Raw genomic sequence first — 19,181 nt, 5'->3', positions numbered from 1 at the left:
GCAGACCCCGTGCCGCTGGTCGATCGCTGGCAGCTCACTGATCCCGCGCACCCTCCCGCCCATCCGCCCGAGGGCCCCCTCAAGCCGCCCTCGAGCCGTACGGCCGCCGCCGCGCGCCGGAGAGGTCCGCTCCGGGGAGCCTCAGGTGGAGTGGTCGTGCTGCGGGGGAGAGCTCATCTCGGGTTGGATGAACTCGCGGTTGAGCCGTTCCCTTGCGTAGAGCCGAGTGAGTTTGTGCATTTCGTAGCGGATGCCGTCGATGCCGCCTTCTGACTTGACGTCGAGCAGGTGGCAGCTGACCAGCCGGGTGAGCTGGGCCTCTACGGCGTCGGCGGCGCTGCCGAGCAGGCCGGCGGCTGTCGCGGCGGTGAAGTCCTGCGGGGGGAGCAGGCTGAGGAGACGGAGAGCGCTGCGATCGTGGGGATCGAGCCGGAAGTAGGTGTCGTCGTAGTCGGCCCGTACGTCGAACTCCGCGAACCGTAGCTGGTCGAGGGGGGCCGGACCGGACTCGATCAGCGCCGCCATCTTCTGCAGGGGCCAGGTCCGTGCGGCGGCCAGGCGGGCGCCGACGGACCGCAGCGCCAGCGGCAGGTGCCCGCACAGATCGACGATCTTCTCGGCCTGCTCCCGCTCGGCGTCGACGCGGCCGGTCCCGATGATGCGGCCGAGCAGCTCCACGCCTTCGGTCAGGTTCATGACGCCGAGTTCCACGGTCTGCACGCCGGGCAGGCTCTGCAGGCCCTCGCGGCTGGTGATGATCACCGTGCACTGGGGTGTCGCGGGCAGCAGCGAGGCGACCTGGGAGGCCGCGCGCGCGTCGTCGAGGATGACCAGGACCCGCCGGCCGTTGCTCCAGGTGCGGAAGAGGTTGCTGCGCTCCTCCAGGGTGGGGGGGATCTGGTGGTCGGGTACGCCTACGGCGCGCAGGAAGCTGGCCAGGACGTCGGTCTGCGGTGTGGGGGTGGCGGAGGCGCCGCGCAGGTCCGCGAAGAGCTGCCCGTCGGGGTACTGCGCCCGGTTGAGGTGGGCGGCGTGCAGCGCCAGAGTCGTCTTCCCCGCTCCGGCCATGCCGCAGATGGACACCGCGCGGGCTGTGGTGCGGTTGTCCTGGCCGGCGGCGAGTATCCGGTGGATTTGAGCGAGAGGCTCAGTCCGGCCGGTGAAGTCGGATATGTCTGGCGGGAGCTGTGCCGGGACGGTCAAGGTGGCGGCATACCGCGTGGCGGTGGCCACCGGCGGGGCCGGCCTGGCCTTGGCCGGGTCGGCGGAGTCGGCGCTCAGCAGTGACTGGTGGAGGCGTTGCATGGCGGTGGACGGTTCGAGCCCGAGCTCGTCGATCAGCACCCCACGCAGCTGCCGATAGACCTCCAGCGCCTCATATCGGCGTCCGGACCGGTTCAGGGCCGTCATGAGGTCCCCGTGGAAACGTTCGTGGAGGGGGTAGGTGTAGACGAGCACTTTCAGCTCGCTGATGAGCTCCTGGTAGCGCCCCAGCCGCATGTCCGCCTCGATGTGCATCTCCAGCGCCCGTAGCCTGTTCTCCTCCAGGCGGGTCACGTGGGCGGACAGGATCTCTCCTGCGGTGACGCCGACGAGTGCCTGACCGCGCCACAGGCTCAGCGCCTCGGTCAGCAGCTCGCTGGCGCGCAGCGGGTCGCCCTTCTCCAGCGCGAGGCGTCCCTGCCGCGACAGCCGTTCGAAGTCGCAGACGTCGATGGCCTCGTCGGCGACGTCGAGGAGGTATCCGGACGGCTGGGTGTGCAGGCGGGCCAGCCCCGAGGGGTCCAGCACGTCTTTTCTGAGCTTGTAGATGTAGGTCTGGAGAGTCGTCATGGCGCTGTCCGGCGGATGGCTGCTCCATAGCTCATCGACGAATTCGCTGACTTGCACAATCTGATTCCTGCGCACCAGAAGAAACGTCAGGACCTGACGGACTTTGGGTGCCGTCGGAGTGATATCCCGGCCCTCATGGGTTACGGCTAGCGGGCCGAGAATGCAGAAACCCATTTTGCCCCCTCCGATCACATATGTTCACATATGTTCACAATGAGCACACGCCTAGGATGCTAACCTCGGCCCACTAGAAATACACTCGAAGCCTAGTTGACCTCATTGTGTTTTCCATCCCCGTTTCGCCCCCGTTTCTTGCCTGTTTCGAGATGTCACCCAGACCTGGCTATCTACGATCTTCGCCGGCCGTCTGTCGCGGTCCCGGGCCGTTGACCTTGGTGGCCTGTGTGCCGGCCCGGTCGGTCCCGCTCCCGGTAAGGCGGATTTCCGGGTGGGGGAGTCCCGGAGGTCACGACGTCGGCCGTGCCGTACAGCGGTCGGGTCAAGGGTCTGTCAGGTGAATATGCACGCGGTCCATAGTCGGGTCGCAGTGATGGTGGATGCTGCTTCCAAGTTGACCCGAGGCCAAGCCTAGTCGCATTCTTCCCCGTTTCAATATGCCGTCTGGAATGCGCCGACTGTCCTGATCCGACTCCGCTCCGCGATATTATCGGATGCGACGAAACGGCATGCTGAGCGTAAGCTCAAGTTAAGCGGAGTGTGATCCCGGGTTGCTCTCTGCGGTCGTTTCCGGTGGGGTGCCTGATGTCCATGGGGGAGATATCCGTTTCCAGGTGATCGCCGACGGAGTGTTTTCGCTGGTGGTAGGCGGATTTGCGGGTTCGTGTCCCACGGGCGGGGTGTCCGTCGCTCTCGGGACGCCTGGTGGGTCCGGTGGTGTCGCCGGTTCCGGGCGGCTTTACGGTCAGGACGTAGTCGAGTGATTACTGTGTGATATATCCGCTGGAAGACGGGGTGCGCCAACAAATCATTCGCGCTGGATCGAGAACGCGGTAAATGCGGTGATCGTGGCATGTGAAATGTAGCGTAAGCACAAACAACCGACGAGTTCCACGGGCCTGGCCGGTTGAGGCCGCGGCTCATGACATCGGTTGGTCTCCGCGATCCGCCGTGTTAATGCCCGGACGCGTGACACGGCATCGCAACGGCCGATCCGCCGCGGCCGATCGAGGACGGCCAGGATTGGGCGGGCACACGCGCCGCCGCGTTCAGGGCCGGTGCCGCCGCGACCGGATGCGGCGCCCTCCCGGCCGGGACGGCGCCGTCGCGCTCCCCCTCATGCGTGAGGACAGCGGAGCCTCCACACGGGGAGCCGCTCGCCGGCGGTGTCGGCGCGGCGGCGGCCGGCGTGGTCACGGCGCGCACCACGGCCCCGCCCGCGGGGATGACCTGCCCGAGCAGCGGAGATGACTCGCCCGAGGAGACGAACGGTCCCGCCAAGGAGGGAGACCCGGTCCCGCGAAGGAGGGGGAGGAGAGAGCTGTCCGGCGCGCCGGCCGGATGCCGGCCCCTGGCCGATCAGCGCCCGCCGGCGGTGTGGACGACCTCGCCGTTGATGTTGCCGTTCGCCTCGGAGCAGAGGAAAACGATCACGCGCGCGACCTCCTCGGCGGTGCTCAGACGCCCGCTCGGAGTCTCCCGTGCCGCCTGCTCCAGCAGTTCCGGAGCCACCGCCTCAAGGCTCTCCGTCAGTGTGCCCCCGGGCGCGACCACGTTCGCGAGCACGCCGTCCCGGGTCCACATCAGCGCCCGCGCGAACCCGTGCAGCGACGCCTTGGCCGCGCTGTAGAGCTCCGAGCCCGGATTCCCGTGGGTCGCGGTGACCGAGGACAGCAGCACGATCCGCCCCCAGCCGCGTTCGCGCATCCCGCCCAGGGCCTGGCGGACGGTCCACATGTGGCCTTCGACGTTCTCGCGGAACCGGGCGAGCCAGTAGTCCATGGGGAAGTCCTGGTACGCGGGCATGTCCTCGGGATTGACCCACATCCACGTCTGGGCGTTGGCCACGACGACGTCGACCCCGCCCCAGCGGTTCTCGACCGCGCCCACCGCCTCCCTGATGGAGGCCGGATCGGCGAGGTCGCACCGGAGGGCGCACGCCCGGTCGTCGCCACCGAGCTCCTCGACCACACGCTTGGCCACCGCGTCGGAGGTGTGGTAGGTGATGGCGACCCGGGCCCGTTCCTCGGCGAACACGCGCGCGGTCGCGAGGCCGATGCCGCGGGTGGCGCCGGTGATCAGTACCCGCTTGTCTTCCAGGCCAAGGTCCATCGCGTATTCCTCCGGCTCCGCCGCTCGGCTGTGTCTGCTGCCCGGCATCGAGGACATGCCAGTCATCACTCTCCGCCACCGGGCTCGAAGAAGGCTGGAGCGCGCCGGCCGGGTGCGCCGGGGCCGGAACTCCAGGAGGCGTCAAGCAGGGGCCGATACCGTCCCCACCGGAGTCCGCACCGTGACGGAGGAAGGCCCATGCTGCAGGAAGAACTCATGGAGATCAGGGACCCGCTGCTGCGGAAGGTGCAGGACCACCCCTTCTGGTCCGGCCTCCGGGACGGCTCGCTACCGGCGGAGGCGCTCGCCCACTTCGTGCGGCAGGACACCGGGTTCCTGCTGCCCGCCTACGCCCGCGCCCTGGCCCGGTGCGCGGCGGCCGCCCCGGACGACGCGGACACGCTCCTGCTCGGGCAGTCGGTCGCCGGCACGCTGATGGCCAGGGACAGGCTGCGCCAGGCCTACACCACCCTGGCGGGCGAGCTCGGCCTGCCGGAACTCGGGGCGCGGCTCGCGGCGGACCCGTCCACCCAGGCGCACATGTCGTTCTTTGCGGCCGCCGGCGCGCGGTCCTTCTACGCGGGCATCGGCGCGCTGCTCCCCATGGTGTGGTTCAACGCCGAGGTGTCCGACAACCTGAGGGACAGCGCGGTGCCCGGCTCCCGCTACCTGCCGTGGATCGAGGTCTACCACCCGGGCGAGTCCTACGGGTACGCGGTGCGGGCGTTCCTCGACATGGTCGACCGGGCCGGCGAGAGCTGCTCGGCCCGGGAGCGTCGGCTGCTCGTCGAGCAGTTCTCCATCAGCGTCCGTTACGAATGGGCGTTCGCCGAATGCTGCATACGGCAGCCCTCATGGCCGGTGTGACACGTGGGCCCTGGACACGCGCAGCCGACGAGAAAGGTCGCCAGCGAGATGAACACCAGAAGTCCGATCCCCTACCCCTTCCAGTGGACGCCGCCGATGGAGGTCCCCGACGGGCTGCGCGGGCTGCGAGAGAAGGCCCTCGTCGAGGTCAGGCTGCCCAGCGGCGACACGGCGGTGATGGTGACCCGCTACAAGGACGTCAGGAGGCTGTTCGCGGACGAACGGCTGAGCAAGAACATAGCCAGGCCGGGTGTCGCGAGGATCTCCGCCGACAACGAGCTGTTCGTCGACCCCGAGATCGACGCCGACCCGCCGGACCACACGCGGATGCGCGGTCTGGTGACCAAGGCGTTCACCGCGCGCCGGATAGAGCTGCTGCGCCCGTTCGCGCAGGCGATCACCGACGACCTGGTGGAGAAGATGGCGGAGGGGCGGGGGCCGGTCGATCTGAACGAGGCGCTCGCCTTCCCGCTGCCGATTCTGGTGATCTGCAAGCTGCTCGGCATCCCGCCGGAGGACAGGAACAAGTTCCGCAGGCTGGTGGACGGATTCCTGTCGGTGACCAAGCTGCCGCCGGAGGAGGTCGAGGAATGCCGCAAGGGCCTGTGGGACTACCTCGTCGAGCTGATCGCGGCCAAGCGGGCGGATCCGGAGGACGACCTGATCGGCGCCCTGATCAAGGCCCGGGACGAGGACGACAACCGGCTCTCCGAGCACGAGCTGCATTTCTGGACGCAGAGCCTGCTCATCGCCGGCTACGTCACCACGGCGAGCCAGATCGGCACCGGGACCGCCGTGCTGCTGCACCGGCGGGATCTGGTCGAGGAGATCCGGGCCGACTACTCGCTGGTGCCGTCGGCGGTGGAGGAACTGCTGCGGACGCAGATCATGGGGTCCTCGATCGGCACGCTGCGCTACGCGCTGACGGACATCGAGCTGTCCGACGGCACGATGATCAAGAGCGGGTCCAGCGTCCTGCTGTCGGAAGAGTCGGCCAACATGGACGAGAGCGTCTTCACCGACCCCTTCACGCTGGACATCCGGCGTAAGGAGAACCACCACATGACCTTCGGCGCGGGCATCCACTACTGCGTGGGTGCGGCGCTGGCCCGGATGGAACTCCAGGTAGCGACCGAGAGCCTGCTGCGCCGGTTCCCGGACATCCGCCTCGCGGTCCCCGCCGACGCTCTGCCCCGGGGCCTCGGCGGATTCATGGAGGGCTTCAGCGAGATCCCGGTCACCTGGTGACCGGATGATCCGAGCCGGCGCCGGCCCCTCCGGAACGCGACCGGCCCGCTACCCCGTGGAGGTGGACGGATGACGTACGGCGACGCGGCGGCCGGGCGGCGCACCGCTCTTGTCACCGGAGCCAACCGCGGCATCGGCCGCGCGGTCGCCGCCGAGCTGTACGGCCGGGGCCTGCGAGTGGTGGTGACCGCGCGGAACGCCGACGAGGCCCGCGCCGCGGCCGCCGGGATCGGTCCCGGCGCGCGCTCGCACGAGCTGGACGTCACGGATCCGGACGGCGCCAGCCGGTTGAGCGAGGAGACGGGCCCGGTCGACGTGCTGGTGTGCAACGCCGGCGTGCTGCTGGACGCGGGCACCGATCCGCTGGCCGCGCCGCTCGAACTCGTCGAGCGGACGCTGCGGGTGAATCTGCTCGGGTCGTGGCGGGTGGCGCAGGCGTTCGTGCCGCCCATGGTCGGCCGGGGGTGGGGCCGCGTGGTGCTGATCTCCAGCGGCACCACCGCCGAATTCGGCGGCGCCCTGTTCACCGGCGCGCCCGGCTACTCGATATCGAAGAGCGCGCTGAACGGGCTCACGACGATGCTGGCCGCCCAGACCGCCGGGTCGGGGGTGCTGGTGAACGCGGTGAACCCGGGACGGGTGCGCACCAGGATGATGCCGACCCAGCAGACCACTCCCGAAGAGGCGGCCCGGTTCATCGCCGACGTGGCGACCCTTCCGGACGGCGGGCCGACCGGGCAGTTCCTCACCGAGAAACGCGGCCAAGGCTGAGGCCCGCGTCCCAAGAACAGGAGACGGCATGGAATTCGACCTTTCCGGTAAGAAGGCCGTGGTCACCGGCGCCGGCGCCGGCATCGGGCTGGCGGTCGTACAGGCGCTCGCCTCGGCGGGCGCGGACGTGTTCGGCGGGGCGCGCACCATCACCCCGGAGCTGCTCGCCGCCACCCCGCACGTGTTCGAGGTCGACCTCGTCACCCCGAAAGGGCCGCAGCTGCTGGTGGAACGGGCGCTCGCCGAGTTCGGCGGCGTCGACGTACTCGTCAACAACGTCGGTGGCGGCGTGAAGCTGGCGGCCGGATTCCTCGACATCGAGGACGAGGTCTGGCAGCACACGTTCGAGCTCAACGTCTTCACCACGATACGGGCGACCCGCGCGGCGCTGCCCAGCCTGATCGAACGCAACGGCGCGATCGTCAACATCGGATCGATGAACGCGAGCATGGTGGATCCCCGCCTCGCCCACTACTCCGCGGCCAAGGCCGCGCTCGCCAACATCGGCAAGGCGCTCTCCGCGGAGTTCAGCCCGCTGGGCGTCCGCGTCAACACCATCTCTCCCGGGCCGGTACGGACCCGGCTCTGGACGAATCCGGAGATCGCGCGGCGAGCCGGGCTGTCACCGGAGGAGTTTCTCGCGTCGGTCCCCAAGATGGCCGGGCTGTCCACCGGCAAGATAATCGAGCCCGACGAGGTGGCGGCACTGGTGGTGCTGCTGGCGTCCGGCAGGGTGCGGAGCATAACGGGTTCGGACTACACGATCGATGCCGGTATGGCGCCTCCGGCGCACTACAACCGCCCGGCGTGAGAGGTCCGGCCGCGGCGTTCGTCGCCGTCGCCGTCGAGTCAGCCCGCCGTGCCGAGGAGGCGGTGGAGCGCGTCGGTGAGCAGCGCCGCGGGGTCTCCGCCCGGAGAGGCGCTCCGCCAGGCCACGTAACCATCGGGGCGGACGAGCACCGCGCCGTCACGGCCGAGGTCGTAACGGGACTGCCAGTTGCCGTCGAGGTCGACCAGCTCGGCGCCGGCCGGAGCCGGGCCGACGCGGTAGGCCCGCAGCGGGATGGAGGTCCGGCCGGCGACCTCGCTCACCGCGTCCGTCCACGCGGTGCCGGCGGACCCGGTGAGCAGGACGAACGCGTCGTGGAAGAGGTCGTGCACGGCGATCGTGCCGCCGTCCAGTTCGAACCGGAGATGGGGTGCGCGCGTGCCGGGGACGGCCCGCTGTTCCAGCTTGTCGCCGTAGACCGTGCCGTGCCCGGCGCCGGCGACCGCCGAGGACCGGTACCGCTGGCCGAGGGTGCACAGCACGTCGTCCACGTCGTCGCCGCCCGGATCGCCGCCGAACCGGGCCTGCTGGCGCCGTACGGTGATGTCGGCCAGGGCCTCCGCGACCGGACGGCGCTCGGCTCCGTAGGAGTCGAGCAGGCTGTCAGCCGCCCAGCCGTTGATCGTGGCGGCGAGCTTCCAGGCCAGGTTGTGGGCGTCCTGCACGGCGGCGTTCGCCCCCATCGCGCCGGCCGGTGGCCACACGTGCGCGCTGTCCCCGGCGAGGAAGACCCGGCCGCTGCGGAACCGGTCGGCGACCCCGACCGCCTCCTCCCAGCTCGCGATGTCCAGGATCCTGACGGCGACGTCCCGGCCGATGACCGCCCTCGCCACCCTGGCGCACCGCTCGGGCGTGAAGCCGGCCGCCGGCTCCTTCCCGGGGTCGTAGGCGACACTGATCGCCCACTGGTCCGGGACCGCCGTGGTGAGGAACGAGCCGAGGCCGATCTCGGAGTTGACGACGATCCAGAACAGGGCTCTCTTTCTCACGATCTCCGACAGGTCGGCCTCGACGACGAAGGTCACCCAGTGCTGGGTGACACCCGGCCCGGAGCGGGAGACGCCCAGCCGCCGCCCGATGGTGCCGCGGAAGCCGTCGGCCGCGATGAGGTAGTCCGACCGCACGGTGCGCCGTCGCCCGGTGCCGCGGTCCTCGGTCACCGCCGTGACGCCGTCGGCGTCCGCCTCGACCGAGACGCACCGCGTGCCGAACCGGATGTCGGCGCCTCTGCCGCGCGCGGCGTCGATCAGGATGGGCTCCACGCTGCGCTGGTCGGCCATGCCGAACTCGCAGGCGGTCAGCTCGGGCAGTGCTCCGCGTGTGTCCTCCTCCAGGATCCAGTTCCATTCGCCCGCGAGGTTCTCGCAGCGGACCACGCCCGCCTCCCCGTCGAAGGGCCGGCCGACCTCCCTGATGCGCGCCTCAATGCCGAGCGGGCGGTAGATCTCCATGGTCCGCTGGTTGATCCCGCGCGCGCGGCCCTGGATGGACACGGCCGGATGGCGGTCCACCAGCACCGAGCGCACACCGTGATGCGACAGGAACAGTGAGGACGCCAGGCCCGCGTAACCGCCGCCGACGATGAGGACCGGCGTGGTCTCGTCATGCGAGGTCATCTCGTCCTCCCTTTTCCGGTGCTTTCCCAGTGCGCCAACCGGTTGCTCGGCATATTCGACCTCCAGCTTTCCTCCTGTGAGGTTTCCACGGCCGGCTCGAATATCGCTGGGGCGGTTGAACGGCGCATGCGGCCGACCGCCGATCGAGCGGCATCCGAGCCAGGCCGCGCATTCTCGGTACACCAACGGATGCCGAGGGAGAATGCGATGCCGTTCGTAGCGATCACCTATGACATAAAAGGCGGGAACGAGGACAGGGTCGCCGAGGTGTTCAGCGATTTCCAGCGGCCGAAATCCGCTGTGGTCCCCGGCGCCGACGGCGGGCAGGCGGGCCGGATCCTGGCCACCGCGGTGTTCATCAGGGACAGCCTGCTGGTGCGGTTCATCGAGTTCGAGGGCGACCTGGACGCGGTAGCGCGGCACATGGCCGCCCAGCCGGGCGTTCAGGAGGTGGAACGCAAGCTCAGGCCGTACCTCAACGCGCCGCGCGACACCACCACGGTCGAAGGGTTCGTCCGGACGTTCAAGAGCAGCATGCTGCGCTGCGTCACCCAGCTGTCGGTGCCCCGGCAGCTGTAGGTCCTCGTCAGCAAGGACCTGGAACCGCATACACGCCTGCCATAACAGAAATGATTTCGCTAGAGGCCGGGGCCACATCTCCTGCTTACCATGGCCTGTAGCGGCTTGATCAACTCTCCTTTAGTGTGCGCAGACAATCCCCTGGCGAGAGGTTTGTCCATGCGACGTTGGATCGCTTTCCTCTGCACGTCACTGCTACCGGCAGGCATGATCACCGTGATGGCAGGGCCGGCCCATGCCGCGGTCGCGAGTGAGGTCATCCTCACCCTGCCGAACGATCGCTCCATCGAGGCGAAGGCGGTGGACCTGATCAACAAGGCCACCGGAACGATCAAAGTCGCGGCCTTCGCCATCAAGGAGGACAACGGCGCCGAGCCCAACCCGATCCGCGTCGCCCTGGCCAACGCCGCGGCCAGGCCAGGTGTCAAGGTACAGCTCGTCATCGGCGGGCGGTACGCCGCTGAGAGCTCGATCACCCAGCTGCAGACCGCCTTCAACGGGACGACGTCGGGGATCAAGAAGTGCGGGACGGTGGTCGGCGGTGACAGCGGCGGCGGCTGCTTCGGCGCCTACGACCAGCACAGCAAGTTCATCATCTTCGACCAGACGGACGGGGTCGGCAACGTCATCCTGGTGACGTCGCAGAACTGGGCCAAGTACGCGGGCGGCTGGAGTGCCGCCAACAACGCCGTCGTCTACGGCGGGCTGCCGTGGGACTCGCCGTTCTCCGTCAACCTCCGTGGCTTCTTCACCGACCTGTGGACGAACACCGCCCGTGACAACGACTACTGGGCCCGGCGTGGATACGTCAGCTCCCCCAATGACTCCGACGTGCAGTTCTATCCCAAGAGCAGCGGCGACCCGGTCGTCTCCCTCATCGGGGGCACCGACTGCAAGGACGGCGCCAACCACGGCAGCATCCGCATCGCCGTCCCGGACTGGTCCCGCGAGAGCCCGCCCAAGCGTCCCGTGATCGCCGCGCTCGCCTCCGCGGTCACCCGCGGCTGCGACGTCCAGGTCGTGACCGACGAGAGCCCTTCCGTCATCACCCAGCTCCAGGCGGCGGGCGTGACGACCTGGAACGACAGGGCGGCCTACACGTCCACCTTCGTCCACTCCAAGTACATCCTGGTCAGGGACTCCTACGGTGCGAAGCAGGTCTGGACGGGCAGCCCGAACATGACCAACGGCTCACTCCGCGGCGCCGACGAGGTGCAGCTGACGCTCAGAAAGGTCGGCAATACGACCGTGTCGGGTCTGTACGACGCCTACAACGCCAACTTCGAGGCGATGAAGGCCCACTCGCGGGTCGAGCTGTTCGCGCCCTCCTGATCGTCCGGCGGGGCAGGCGGCATCTACCGGTACGTCAACCCCGCCAGCGGCAGGTGCCCGGACGTCGCCGGTGCCGGCGTCGCCGACGGCACGAACGTCCAGCAGTATCCCTGCGACGGCGACCCCGCCCAGATCTGGGAACAGCAATCCGTCCGACCTCCCGGGACCGGCCGGGGACGCCGCGGAGGCGGATCAGCTCCGCCGGAAGCGGGCCACGGCCAGGGCGGAGAACACGATCATGATGCCGGCGGCCCATATCAGCGAGTACGTGACGTAGTACGCGGCGCTGTGGCCGAGGAAGTCCTGGGCGCGGTCGCCGAGGGTGAGCGCCCGTACGGCGTTGGCCATCCACGTGACCGGCTGGTTGTCGGCGAACGCGCGCAGCCATCCCGGCATGGTCTCGACCGGCACGTACGCGCTCGACCCGAAGGTCAGCGGGAAGACGAGCATCGCCATGCCCTGCGCGGCCTGTCCGTTCCCGGCGATCAGGCCGAGGGTGATGAAGACCCAGCTGAAGGCGAGCCCGAACACCAGGCAGAGCCCGAAAGCCGCCAGCCCCTGCGGGATCGAGCCGTGCAGGCGGAAGCCGATGGCGAAACCGACCAGCGTCGCGATCGCCAGGCTCCAGGTGAGCACCACGCTGTCGGCGAGCACGCGTCCGGTCAGCACGGCCGCCGACGGGAACGGCAGCGAGCGCAGCCGGTCGACGAACCCCCTCCGGAGATCCTCGGCCATCACGACGGCGGTGCCGATGAGGGTGAAGGGCACTCCGGCGGCGATGAAGCCGGGAACGGCGAAGTCGACGTAGGGCAGGCCCCGGCTGGTCCCGAACGCCCCGCCGAAGACGTAGCGGAAGGTCACCAGGAACCCCACCAGCTGCACGGTGCCGACGATGACGAGCTGGGGCGTCCGCAGGAAGGTCAGCACGGCCCGCTTGGCGACGAGCACCGTGCCGGTCGCCAGGCCCGCCCTGCGCCGGCCGGCGGCCGCGACGGAGGTCATGGCCGTCTCCTCTCCCGATCTCATCGCATCGCCTTGCCGCGTGCGCCGGGCATCCCGTCCACCTCGTCCTGACCGGTCAGCGCGAGGAAGACCTCTTCGAGCCCGGGCTGGCGCACGCTGATGCCGGTGAGCTCCACCCCCGCGTCCTCGACGGCCCGCAGACCGGCCAGCAGCCCCCCGACGGCGTCCCCGTCGCCCGCGCCCACGCTGACGCGGCGGGTCGCCTCGTCGACCTGCGGCGCCGCGTGACCGGGGCGGACCAGGGCGGCGGCGACCGCCGCCAGGTCCGCGCGGTCACGCACGTGCACCTCCAGCACGTTGCCGCCGACACGCCGCTTCAGCTCGGCAGGCGGCCCGGAGGCCACCGCCCGCCCGTGATCGATGATCACGATGTGCCCGGCCAGGCGTTCCGCCTCGTCCAGATACTGGGTGGTGAGCAGCACATCGGTCCCGTGTTCGACGAGACCGTCGATCGCGTCCCACAGCTCGATGCGGGAGCGCGGGTCCAGCCCGGTCGTCGGCTCGTCCAGCAGCAGCAGGCGGGGCGTGCTCACCAGGCTGGCTCCCAGGTCCAGCTTGCGCCGCATCCCGCCGGAATAGGTCCGTACGAGCCGGTCGGCGTCACCCGCGAGGCCGAAGCGCTCAAGGACGCCGGCGGCGCCGGCGCGGGCCGTGCGGGCCGGCTGGCCGTAGAGCCGCGCCACCATCTCCAGGTTCTCCCGTCCGGTCATGGCCGGCTCTACCGAGGCGTACTGGCCCGCGAGCCCGATCGCGCGGCGGACCTCCTCCGGCTCGCGCCGGACATCGAAGCCCGCCACCCGCAGCGTGCCGCCGTCGAGGCGCAGCAGGGTGGCCACCGCCCGGACAAATGTCGTTTTCCCGGCGCCATTGGGGCCCAGGACCGCCACGACCTGGCCCGGTTCGACCGCGAGATCAAGCCCGTCCAGAGCCGTCCTCCTGCCGAAACGCTTGACCAGCCCCCGCGCCTCGATCGTGAGCTCCGCCATTGCATCACCTCGAACGTCATGTTGTCTGTGGCCTGCCGACCCGTCAAGTAATATCTCGAAAGGCGTTCCGGCCGGGCGCCGTCTCTGTTCGCCGGCGTCCGACCGGCATCGCTCTCCGGCCGGTACACCGGAAATCGAAGCCGTTCACCCGCCCGTACGGCGGGCCGGCGTCCGTCCCGCCGGGCTTTCCGGGGGAGGCCCCCGTTCACCGTCCGTGACGAGAAGATGGTGACCGCCCGGCCTTGAGCGGCGGTGGAGGCGTCGACAAGCGGCAGGTGCTGCCATGGGCGGATGCGCATACTCTTCACTGCCTGGGCATGGCCGTCACACCTGTACGCGATGGTTCCGGTCGCGTGGGCGTGCCGGGCCGCCGGCCATGACGTGCTGGTGGCAAGCCAGCCGGAGCTCACCGACGCGATCTCACGCACCGGCCTGCCCGGGGCGTCGGTCGGCCGCGACGTGGACGCGGTAGCGACCTTCCGGGACATCGTGCTGCCACCGCCGGGACACCGGCCGGGCGCCGGCGGCCCGCGTGTCCTCGGCCTGCTGACCGCGCTGGCGGAGGCCATGGTCGACGACCTCGTCGAACTCGGCAGGAGCTGGCGCGCCGACCTCGTCGTGTTCGAGCCCACGGCCTTCGCCGGGCCGCTGGCGGCCGCCGCGCTGGGCATCCCGGCCGTGCGGCACCTGTACGGCACCGACCTCATGAGCGTCGTCGGCCGGTTCCTCCCGGACGCGCTCGGCCCGCTGTCCGGGAAGCTGGGCCTGGACACCGTCGACCCGTTCGGCGTGGCGACCGTGGACCCGTGCCCCGCCGGGCTTCAGGTGCCCGTCGGCTCCCGGCGGCTGCCGGTGCGCTATGTCCCGCACAACGGGCCGGGCATGCTGCCGCCGGAGCCGCCGGCGCCGTCCGGCCGCCCGCGCGTGTGCGTCACCTGGGGCACCACGCTGAGCCGCGTGGACCCCGGGCTCTTCCTCGCCGGCCAGGCCGTACGGGCGATCAGCGCGCTCGAGGTGGACGTGGTGGTGGCCGTCACGCCCGGCCAGCGGGCGCTGCTCGGCCCGTTGCCGTCCGAGGTGCGCGTCGCCGAGTCCGCGCCGCTGCATCTGCTGCTCCCCACGTGTGACGCCGTGGTCGCCCACGGCGGCGCGGGCACGCTGTTGACCGCCGTGGCGTACGGCCTGCCGCAGCTCCTCCTGCCGCGCCTGCCCGACCACGTCCGTCACGCGGGCCGGCTTGCCGAGGCGGGGGCCGGCGTCGTGCTCGCGGCACCGGTGGAGGACCCGGCGGCGATCAGCGATCGGCTGGCCGAGCTGCTGGCCACCCCCGCCTACCGGGCCGCCGCGGAGGGGCTGCGGCAGGAGATGCACGGCCAGCCGTCGCCGGCGCGGGTCGTGCGCGAGCTCGAACTCCTCGCGACGGGTGCCGTCCGGCGGTGACCGGCACCGGCCGCTGTCGAGCCGTCCACGAGCCGCGCTCGATCTTCCGGTGCGAGTCTCTGAACGAGACCGGCCGGGACGAGCGGAAAGCCGGACCGGGTCACAGGCGTCGCCTCCAGCGGCGTGAGGCCGATCCGCGACGGGCTCCGCGGCGGTCCCGGCCGGATACGGCGTGGTACCGGAGACGAGCTGTCAATCCTTTCGAGACCTGGTACGGGAGCACCACATGAACTCCTCTCCCAATTTCGAACACGAATCCTTCGCGCAGCGGCATCGCGGGGGGATGCTGCTCGAGAGGCACGGCCTCGACCTCTACCTGCATCCCTTTCTGGGGTTCACCCTTGCTCCGGGTCACCGTTCGGCCGTGCTCAACACCGATGAGGAGGGTTTCCGCCTCTCCGACTCACCGTTCGGCACGGTCGACAGCGCCGCCTGGCTCTCCGCCGGCGGGGGCGGACTCGTGCTCGGCAACTCGGTGGCCATCGGTCTCGCGGCGAGCTCCGACAGCGCCACCCCGGCGTCGCATCTCGCTTTCCTGACCGGGGTCCGGCAGCTCAACCTGGGGCTCTGCGCGGCCGTCTCCCTCCAGGAGCTGATCGCCGCCATGCCTTTCCTGCACGCCGCGTCCACTGTGGTGATCATTGGCGGGGGCCCCGACTTCGTCAATCTGGTGGGCTCGCTGACCCCGGACAACCTGTTCGGCACCGTGTCCTACGAGCGCACGTTCGCCGAGCTGGCGGAGGTCCCGCTGTTCGACCTCGCGACGCTCGCCTCGGGCAAGTCCCTCCCCGATCTTGAGGCTTATCGCCGTACGCACCGGAAACCCGCCGCGTGGGACCTCGCCGACACCCTGCCCCGGATGGAGGAGGCCGCCCGCAGGCGCCTGCGGGACCTCGCGTTCCTGTCCCGGGCGGCCGGCGAGGGGACCCGGATCCTCTTCTGCCTCCAGCCGTTCGCGAGCTCCCGCACGCGCGCGATCACCCCGGAGGAGAGGGAGCGCTACGACTTCGACGCCCCCGTCTTCGGCATCCTGCACAGCGCCATCGAGAAGAACTGGGACTCCTACGCCGACCGGCTCGCCGAGGGCTGCGCCGGTCTGGAGGTGTCCTTCCTGAACCTGGCCGCGGACCGGTTCACGGGAGACTCCTTCGCGGACACCGTGCACTTCACGGACGGAGGCAACCGGCAGGCCGCGGAGATGATCCACCAGGCCCTCGCAGGGCCGCCGGCCGCCGGGAGCGTGCCGCGCCCGCGGTGAGAGCCGCCGCTCCGTGGGAGTCCGCCGACCGACGGCCGCGCGGTCGCCCAGACGGCACGGCACGGGTCAGATCCGAGTCGCGCCTCCTCGAAGTCGCACCTCCTCGAAAAGGAAGAACAATGTCTCAAGCGGCAACGACCCGGTACGAGCGGCTCCAGCAGCTGCGCGACATCCTCACCGACGTTCTCGACCTCGAACCAGGTGAGCTCACGGAGACCAGCAATTTCGTGAACGACCACGGCGCCGACTCGTTGCTGGCCATCGACATCATCGCCAGCATCGAGCGGGACATGGGCGTGCACATCCCCAGCGAGGCCCTCCCCGAGATGATCAACCTGAACGCCGTCCTCGGCCTCGTGACGCGCTACGCGGACGAGGCGGACCTCGATGCCTGAAGGCGCCCCGCGCCGCGTGGCGGTGACCGGCCTGGGGGCGGTGAGCAGCCTCGGAACGGGGGCCCGTACCTTCGCCCAGGCCATCCGCGAGGGGCGCAGCGGCGTGTCGCCCATCCGGAGCTTCGACGCCAGCGGGTTCCCCTACACCTTCGCGGGCGAGGTCCACGACTTCGAGCCGGAACGGCTGCTGCGCAGGCTGCGCATCGGCGAGTGGGGCCGCAGCAGCCTCTTCGCCGCCTCGGCCGCGCGGCTGGCGCTGACGGACGCCGGCATCGACCCCGGCCGGGTCTCGGCCGCCCGCGCCGGCTCCGCGATGGGGACCACCCTCGGCGAGTCGGCGGTCATCGAGGCGCTCACGAGCCAGTGGGTCCACGGAGGCCTGAAGGATCTCGACCCGGCACTGGTGCGCCAGGCCCCGGCCGGCCGGATCGCCACCGCAGTCAACGCCGAACTCGGGCTCACCGGTGAGGCACACACCATCGCGACAGCCTGCTCGGCGAGCAACTACACGCTGGGATACGCCTACGACATGGTCCGGACCGGCGAGGCCGAATTCATGATCAGCGGCGGGGCCGACTCCGTCAACCGGTGGGAGCACGCCGGCTTCTACCGGCTCGGCGCCCTGGCCGAGTCGGTGTGCCGGCCCTTCGACACCCACCGCTCGGGAATCCTGACCGCCGAAGGCGGTGTGGCGCTGTTCCTGGAGCCGTTCGAGGGCGCGGTGGCCCGCGGGGCGCGGATCTACGCCGAGGTGCTCGGGTACGGCGTCAACTGCGACGCCAGGCACCCCGTCGCGCCCGACCCGACCAGCATCGCGGAGTGCATCCGAGCCGCACACCGCAACGCCGGCGTGCGCCCGGAGGACATCGACTACATCTGCGCGCACGGCACGGGGACCCCGACCAACGACGCCACCGAGGTCAGGGCGGTGCGGGAGGTCTTCGGCGACGAGCTGCCGCCGATCAGCTCGATAAAATCCATGATCGGCCACACGATGGGCGCCGCCAGCGGCTTCGGCGCGCTGATCTGCTGCATGGCGTTGCACGACGGCTTCCTGCCGCCCACGGCCAACGTGACGGAGACCGATCCGGCGCTGGGCCCGGGCGTGGACTGCGTCCCGGGCACGGGCCGCGCGGCGTCGCCGCGGATCGTGCAGAACCACGGTTTCGCCTTCGGCGGCAACAACGCGATCACGATCCTGGGGAGAGCCGCGTGACGACCATGACGACCGTCGCTCCTCTGGTGATCACCGGCTGCGGGGTGGTCTCGCCCGCGGGCGTCGGCCTGGAGCCGCTTGCCGCCGCGGTGAACGGGACCGGGCGCGAGGAGGCAGATCTGGAGGCGATCGGCGGGGAGTTCCCGCCCATGCCGCTGGCCGCGACGCCGGGCCTCCGGCCGGAGGAGTACCTGGGCAGGAAGGGGATCCGGTCCCTCGACCGGACCACGCAGCTTGCTCTGGTGGCGAGCAACCGGGCGCTGGCGGGGCTCGGCGCGCCGCTGGCGGACCGGGACCGCGCGCGGACCGGCGTGGTGATCGGGACCAGTACGGGCAGCATCCGCAGCTCCAGCGAGTTCTCGCGCGAGACGCTCGTGCGGGAGAAGCCGTATCTGGTGCGGGCGAGCTTCTTCCCCAACTCGGTGATGAATTTCTGCGCGAGCCAGATCGCGATCTGGAACGCGCTCCGCGGCGTGAACGCGACGATCGCCGACGGCCGGGTGTCGGCTCTGGCCGCGGTCCGGTACGCCCGCAACGCGATCGTCCAGGGGCATGTCGACCGCGCCCTGGTCGGCGCGGTGGAGGAGCTGTGCCCCCAGTCCGCATGGGCCTGGTACCTGTCGGGCGCGCTCACGCCGGCCGCGGCCGTCGGCGAGGGGGCCGCGGTGTTCGTCGTCGAGACGTCCGAGGGCGCCGCCGCGGCGGGCCGGGCGCCGCTGGCCGAGCTGCTCGCCTGCGAGGTCGGCACCCTGGGCATGTCCGATGTGCGCCGCGGCCTGGCCGTGTGCGTCGAGCGCGCCCTGGGGCGCAGCGGCGTGCCCGCTGAGGCGGTCACCGCGGTCTCGTTGAGCGCGACGGGTCTCCGTGGTCTGGGACCGGCCGAGGAGGACGGAGTCCGCGGCGCCTTGGGTGACCTGCCGCCCCATCAGATCAGGACGGCCGCTCTGGTGGGCGAGAGCTTCAGCGCGAGCGGTGCTCTGCAGATCGCCGGGCTGCTCGCGGAGTGGCGGGCCGGCGCCGCCATCGGCCCCGCGGCCCTGGTGACCTCTGTCGGGGACGACGGCAACGTCGGCTGCCTGGTGGTGCGCCGCCCCGCCCTCTGACGGGTCCCCCCCCGGGGCCGGTCATCGACGRCGCATCCGGCCACGGTCGACTTCGGAGGGCTTCTCGCGCATCGCACAAGTGACGGCGGACCGGCTGCCGGAGCGGTACATGGAGGTACGCAGAGCCCCTGACCTGCCAGGTCACGAAGCCTGGCCGTGGGTGCGAGGCGGACGAGGCCCGGTTCACCGCGCTGCGCGCCGTGCCGCGCCCGAGAGCGGGACGACCGGGGGCTGACCCGTGTCGTCGGCCTCCGGTCCGGCCGGATCCCGCCCGAGCCGATCTCCGAGCCGCTGGAGTCCGTCGCACCGGGGAGCGGCCGGCTCCTGGAGTTCACCGTGCCGGGGGCGACCGGCTCCTGGAGTTCGCCGTGCCGGGGGCGGCCGCCGCTACCACTC

At 70.7% G+C, this 19,181-nt stretch carries 16 protein-coding genes and 1 pseudogene; 12 read left to right on the top strand and 5 right to left on the bottom strand.

All coding sequences use genetic code 11. From position 1 onward, the window contains the following. Positions 1-141 precede the first annotated feature (141 nt). Entirely contained in the window at positions 142-2,007 is a 1,866-nt protein-coding gene (locus tag CA984_RS30815) for an AfsR/SARP family transcriptional regulator (RefSeq protein WP_086577010.1), read from the bottom strand. A gap of 1,362 nt (positions 2,008-3,369) precedes the next feature. Continuing rightward, complete coding sequence (locus tag CA984_RS30810) at positions 3,370-4,122, bottom strand: SDR family NAD(P)-dependent oxidoreductase (RefSeq protein ID WP_086577009.1); 753 nt, start codon at positions 4,120-4,122, stop codon at positions 3,370-3,372. A 198-nt stretch (positions 4,123-4,320) separates the two neighbouring features. On the opposite strand from CA984_RS30810, the gene CA984_RS30805 reads away from it, so the two are divergent. The 4 genes from CA984_RS30805 (at position 4,321) to CA984_RS30790 (ending at position 7,819) form a co-directional block, all read left to right on the top strand. Beyond that, the gene (locus tag CA984_RS30805; RefSeq protein ID WP_086577008.1) at positions 4,321-4,989 is read left to right on the top strand and encodes a TenA family protein; all 669 of its coding nucleotides are present in this window, start codon (positions 4,321-4,323) and stop codon (positions 4,987-4,989) included. A 48-nt stretch (positions 4,990-5,037) separates the two neighbouring features. Then, positions 5,038-6,237, top strand: a complete 1,200-nt coding sequence (locus CA984_RS30800) for a cytochrome P450 (protein WP_086577007.1) — start codon at positions 5,038-5,040, stop codon at positions 6,235-6,237. 69 nt (positions 6,238-6,306) lie between these two features. Beyond that, positions 6,307-7,008, top strand: coding sequence for an SDR family NAD(P)-dependent oxidoreductase (locus tag CA984_RS30795; protein WP_086577006.1), 702 nt, complete (start codon positions 6,307-6,309; stop codon positions 7,006-7,008). A gap of 28 nt (positions 7,009-7,036) precedes the next feature. Next, positions 7,037-7,819 carry an SDR family NAD(P)-dependent oxidoreductase gene (locus tag CA984_RS30790; protein ID WP_086577005.1) on the top strand — a complete coding sequence of 261 codons (783 nt, stop codon included), beginning with the start codon at positions 7,037-7,039 and terminating at the stop codon, positions 7,817-7,819. Between the two features lie 38 nt (positions 7,820-7,857). Here the strand turns inward: CA984_RS30790 and CA984_RS30785 are convergent, their stop codons facing one another. After that, on the bottom strand, positions 7,858-9,453 hold the full coding sequence (locus CA984_RS30785) for an FAD-dependent monooxygenase (RefSeq protein WP_086577004.1): 1,596 nt from the start codon (positions 9,451-9,453) through the stop codon (positions 7,858-7,860). Positions 9,454-9,660: 207 nt separating this feature from the next. Between CA984_RS30785 and CA984_RS30780 the strand changes: the two genes are divergently transcribed. From CA984_RS30780 to CA984_RS49390, 3 genes and pseudogenes are all read left to right on the top strand, one after another. After that, positions 9,661-10,032, top strand: a complete 372-nt coding sequence (locus CA984_RS30780; protein WP_086577003.1) for a SchA/CurD-like domain-containing protein — start codon at positions 9,661-9,663, stop codon at positions 10,030-10,032. A 219-nt stretch (positions 10,033-10,251) separates the two neighbouring features. Further along, positions 10,252-11,364, top strand: coding sequence for a phospholipase D-like domain-containing protein (locus CA984_RS30775; RefSeq protein WP_165781477.1), 1,113 nt, complete (start codon positions 10,252-10,254; stop codon positions 11,362-11,364). Between the two features lie 21 nt (positions 11,365-11,385). Beyond that, positions 11,386-11,493 (top strand): annotated as a pseudogene (locus CA984_RS49390) (RICIN domain-containing protein); the annotation flags it as partial. Between the two features lie 63 nt (positions 11,494-11,556). On the opposite strand, the gene CA984_RS30765 reads toward CA984_RS49390, so the two are convergent. Next, positions 11,557-12,366: an ABC transporter permease gene (locus tag CA984_RS30765; RefSeq protein ID WP_086577001.1), complete on the bottom strand. Its 810-nt coding sequence runs from the start codon at positions 12,364-12,366 to the stop codon at positions 11,557-11,559. A 20-nt stretch (positions 12,367-12,386) separates the two neighbouring features. Next, the gene (locus CA984_RS30760; RefSeq protein ID WP_086577000.1) at positions 12,387-13,373 is read right to left on the bottom strand and encodes an ATP-binding cassette domain-containing protein; all 987 of its coding nucleotides are present in this window, start codon (positions 13,371-13,373) and stop codon (positions 12,387-12,389) included. Positions 13,374-13,664: 291 nt separating this feature from the next. Here CA984_RS30760 and CA984_RS30755 point away from each other — a divergent pair, with 291 nt between their 5' ends. From CA984_RS30755 to CA984_RS30735, 5 genes are all read left to right on the top strand, one after another. Next, positions 13,665-14,813 (top strand): nucleotide disphospho-sugar-binding domain-containing protein, encoded by a 1,149-nt coding sequence (locus CA984_RS30755; protein WP_086576999.1) that lies wholly within the window; start codon positions 13,665-13,667, stop codon positions 14,811-14,813. Between the two features lie 283 nt (positions 14,814-15,096). Further along, positions 15,097-16,071 carry a hypothetical protein gene (locus CA984_RS30750; protein ID WP_133061823.1) on the top strand — a complete coding sequence of 325 codons (975 nt, stop codon included), beginning with the start codon at positions 15,097-15,099 and terminating at the stop codon, positions 16,069-16,071. 119 nt (positions 16,072-16,190) lie between these two features. Beyond that, on the top strand, positions 16,191-16,466 hold the full coding sequence (locus CA984_RS30745) for an acyl carrier protein (RefSeq protein WP_086576997.1): 276 nt from the start codon (positions 16,191-16,193) through the stop codon (positions 16,464-16,466). Then, positions 16,459-17,682 carry a beta-ketoacyl-[acyl-carrier-protein] synthase family protein gene (locus CA984_RS30740; protein WP_086576996.1) on the top strand — a complete coding sequence of 408 codons (1,224 nt, stop codon included), beginning with the start codon at positions 16,459-16,461 and terminating at the stop codon, positions 17,680-17,682. Before CA984_RS30745 ends, CA984_RS30740 begins: the two co-directional genes overlap by 8 nt. A 5-nt stretch (positions 17,683-17,687) precedes the next feature. Continuing rightward, the gene (locus CA984_RS30735) at positions 17,688-18,785 is read left to right on the top strand and encodes a beta-ketoacyl synthase N-terminal-like domain-containing protein (protein WP_242676266.1); all 1,098 of its coding nucleotides are present in this window, start codon (positions 17,688-17,690) and stop codon (positions 18,783-18,785) included. Positions 18,786-19,181 lie beyond the last annotated feature (396 nt).

This window comes from Streptosporangium minutum (genome assembly GCF_002149035.1).
GTDB classification, from domain to species: Bacteria; Actinomycetota; Actinomycetes; order Streptosporangiales; family Streptosporangiaceae; genus Streptosporangium; species Streptosporangium minutum.
The sequence above is the reverse complement of the archived record's forward strand: the minus strand, read 5'-3'. Positions and strand labels throughout refer to the sequence as shown.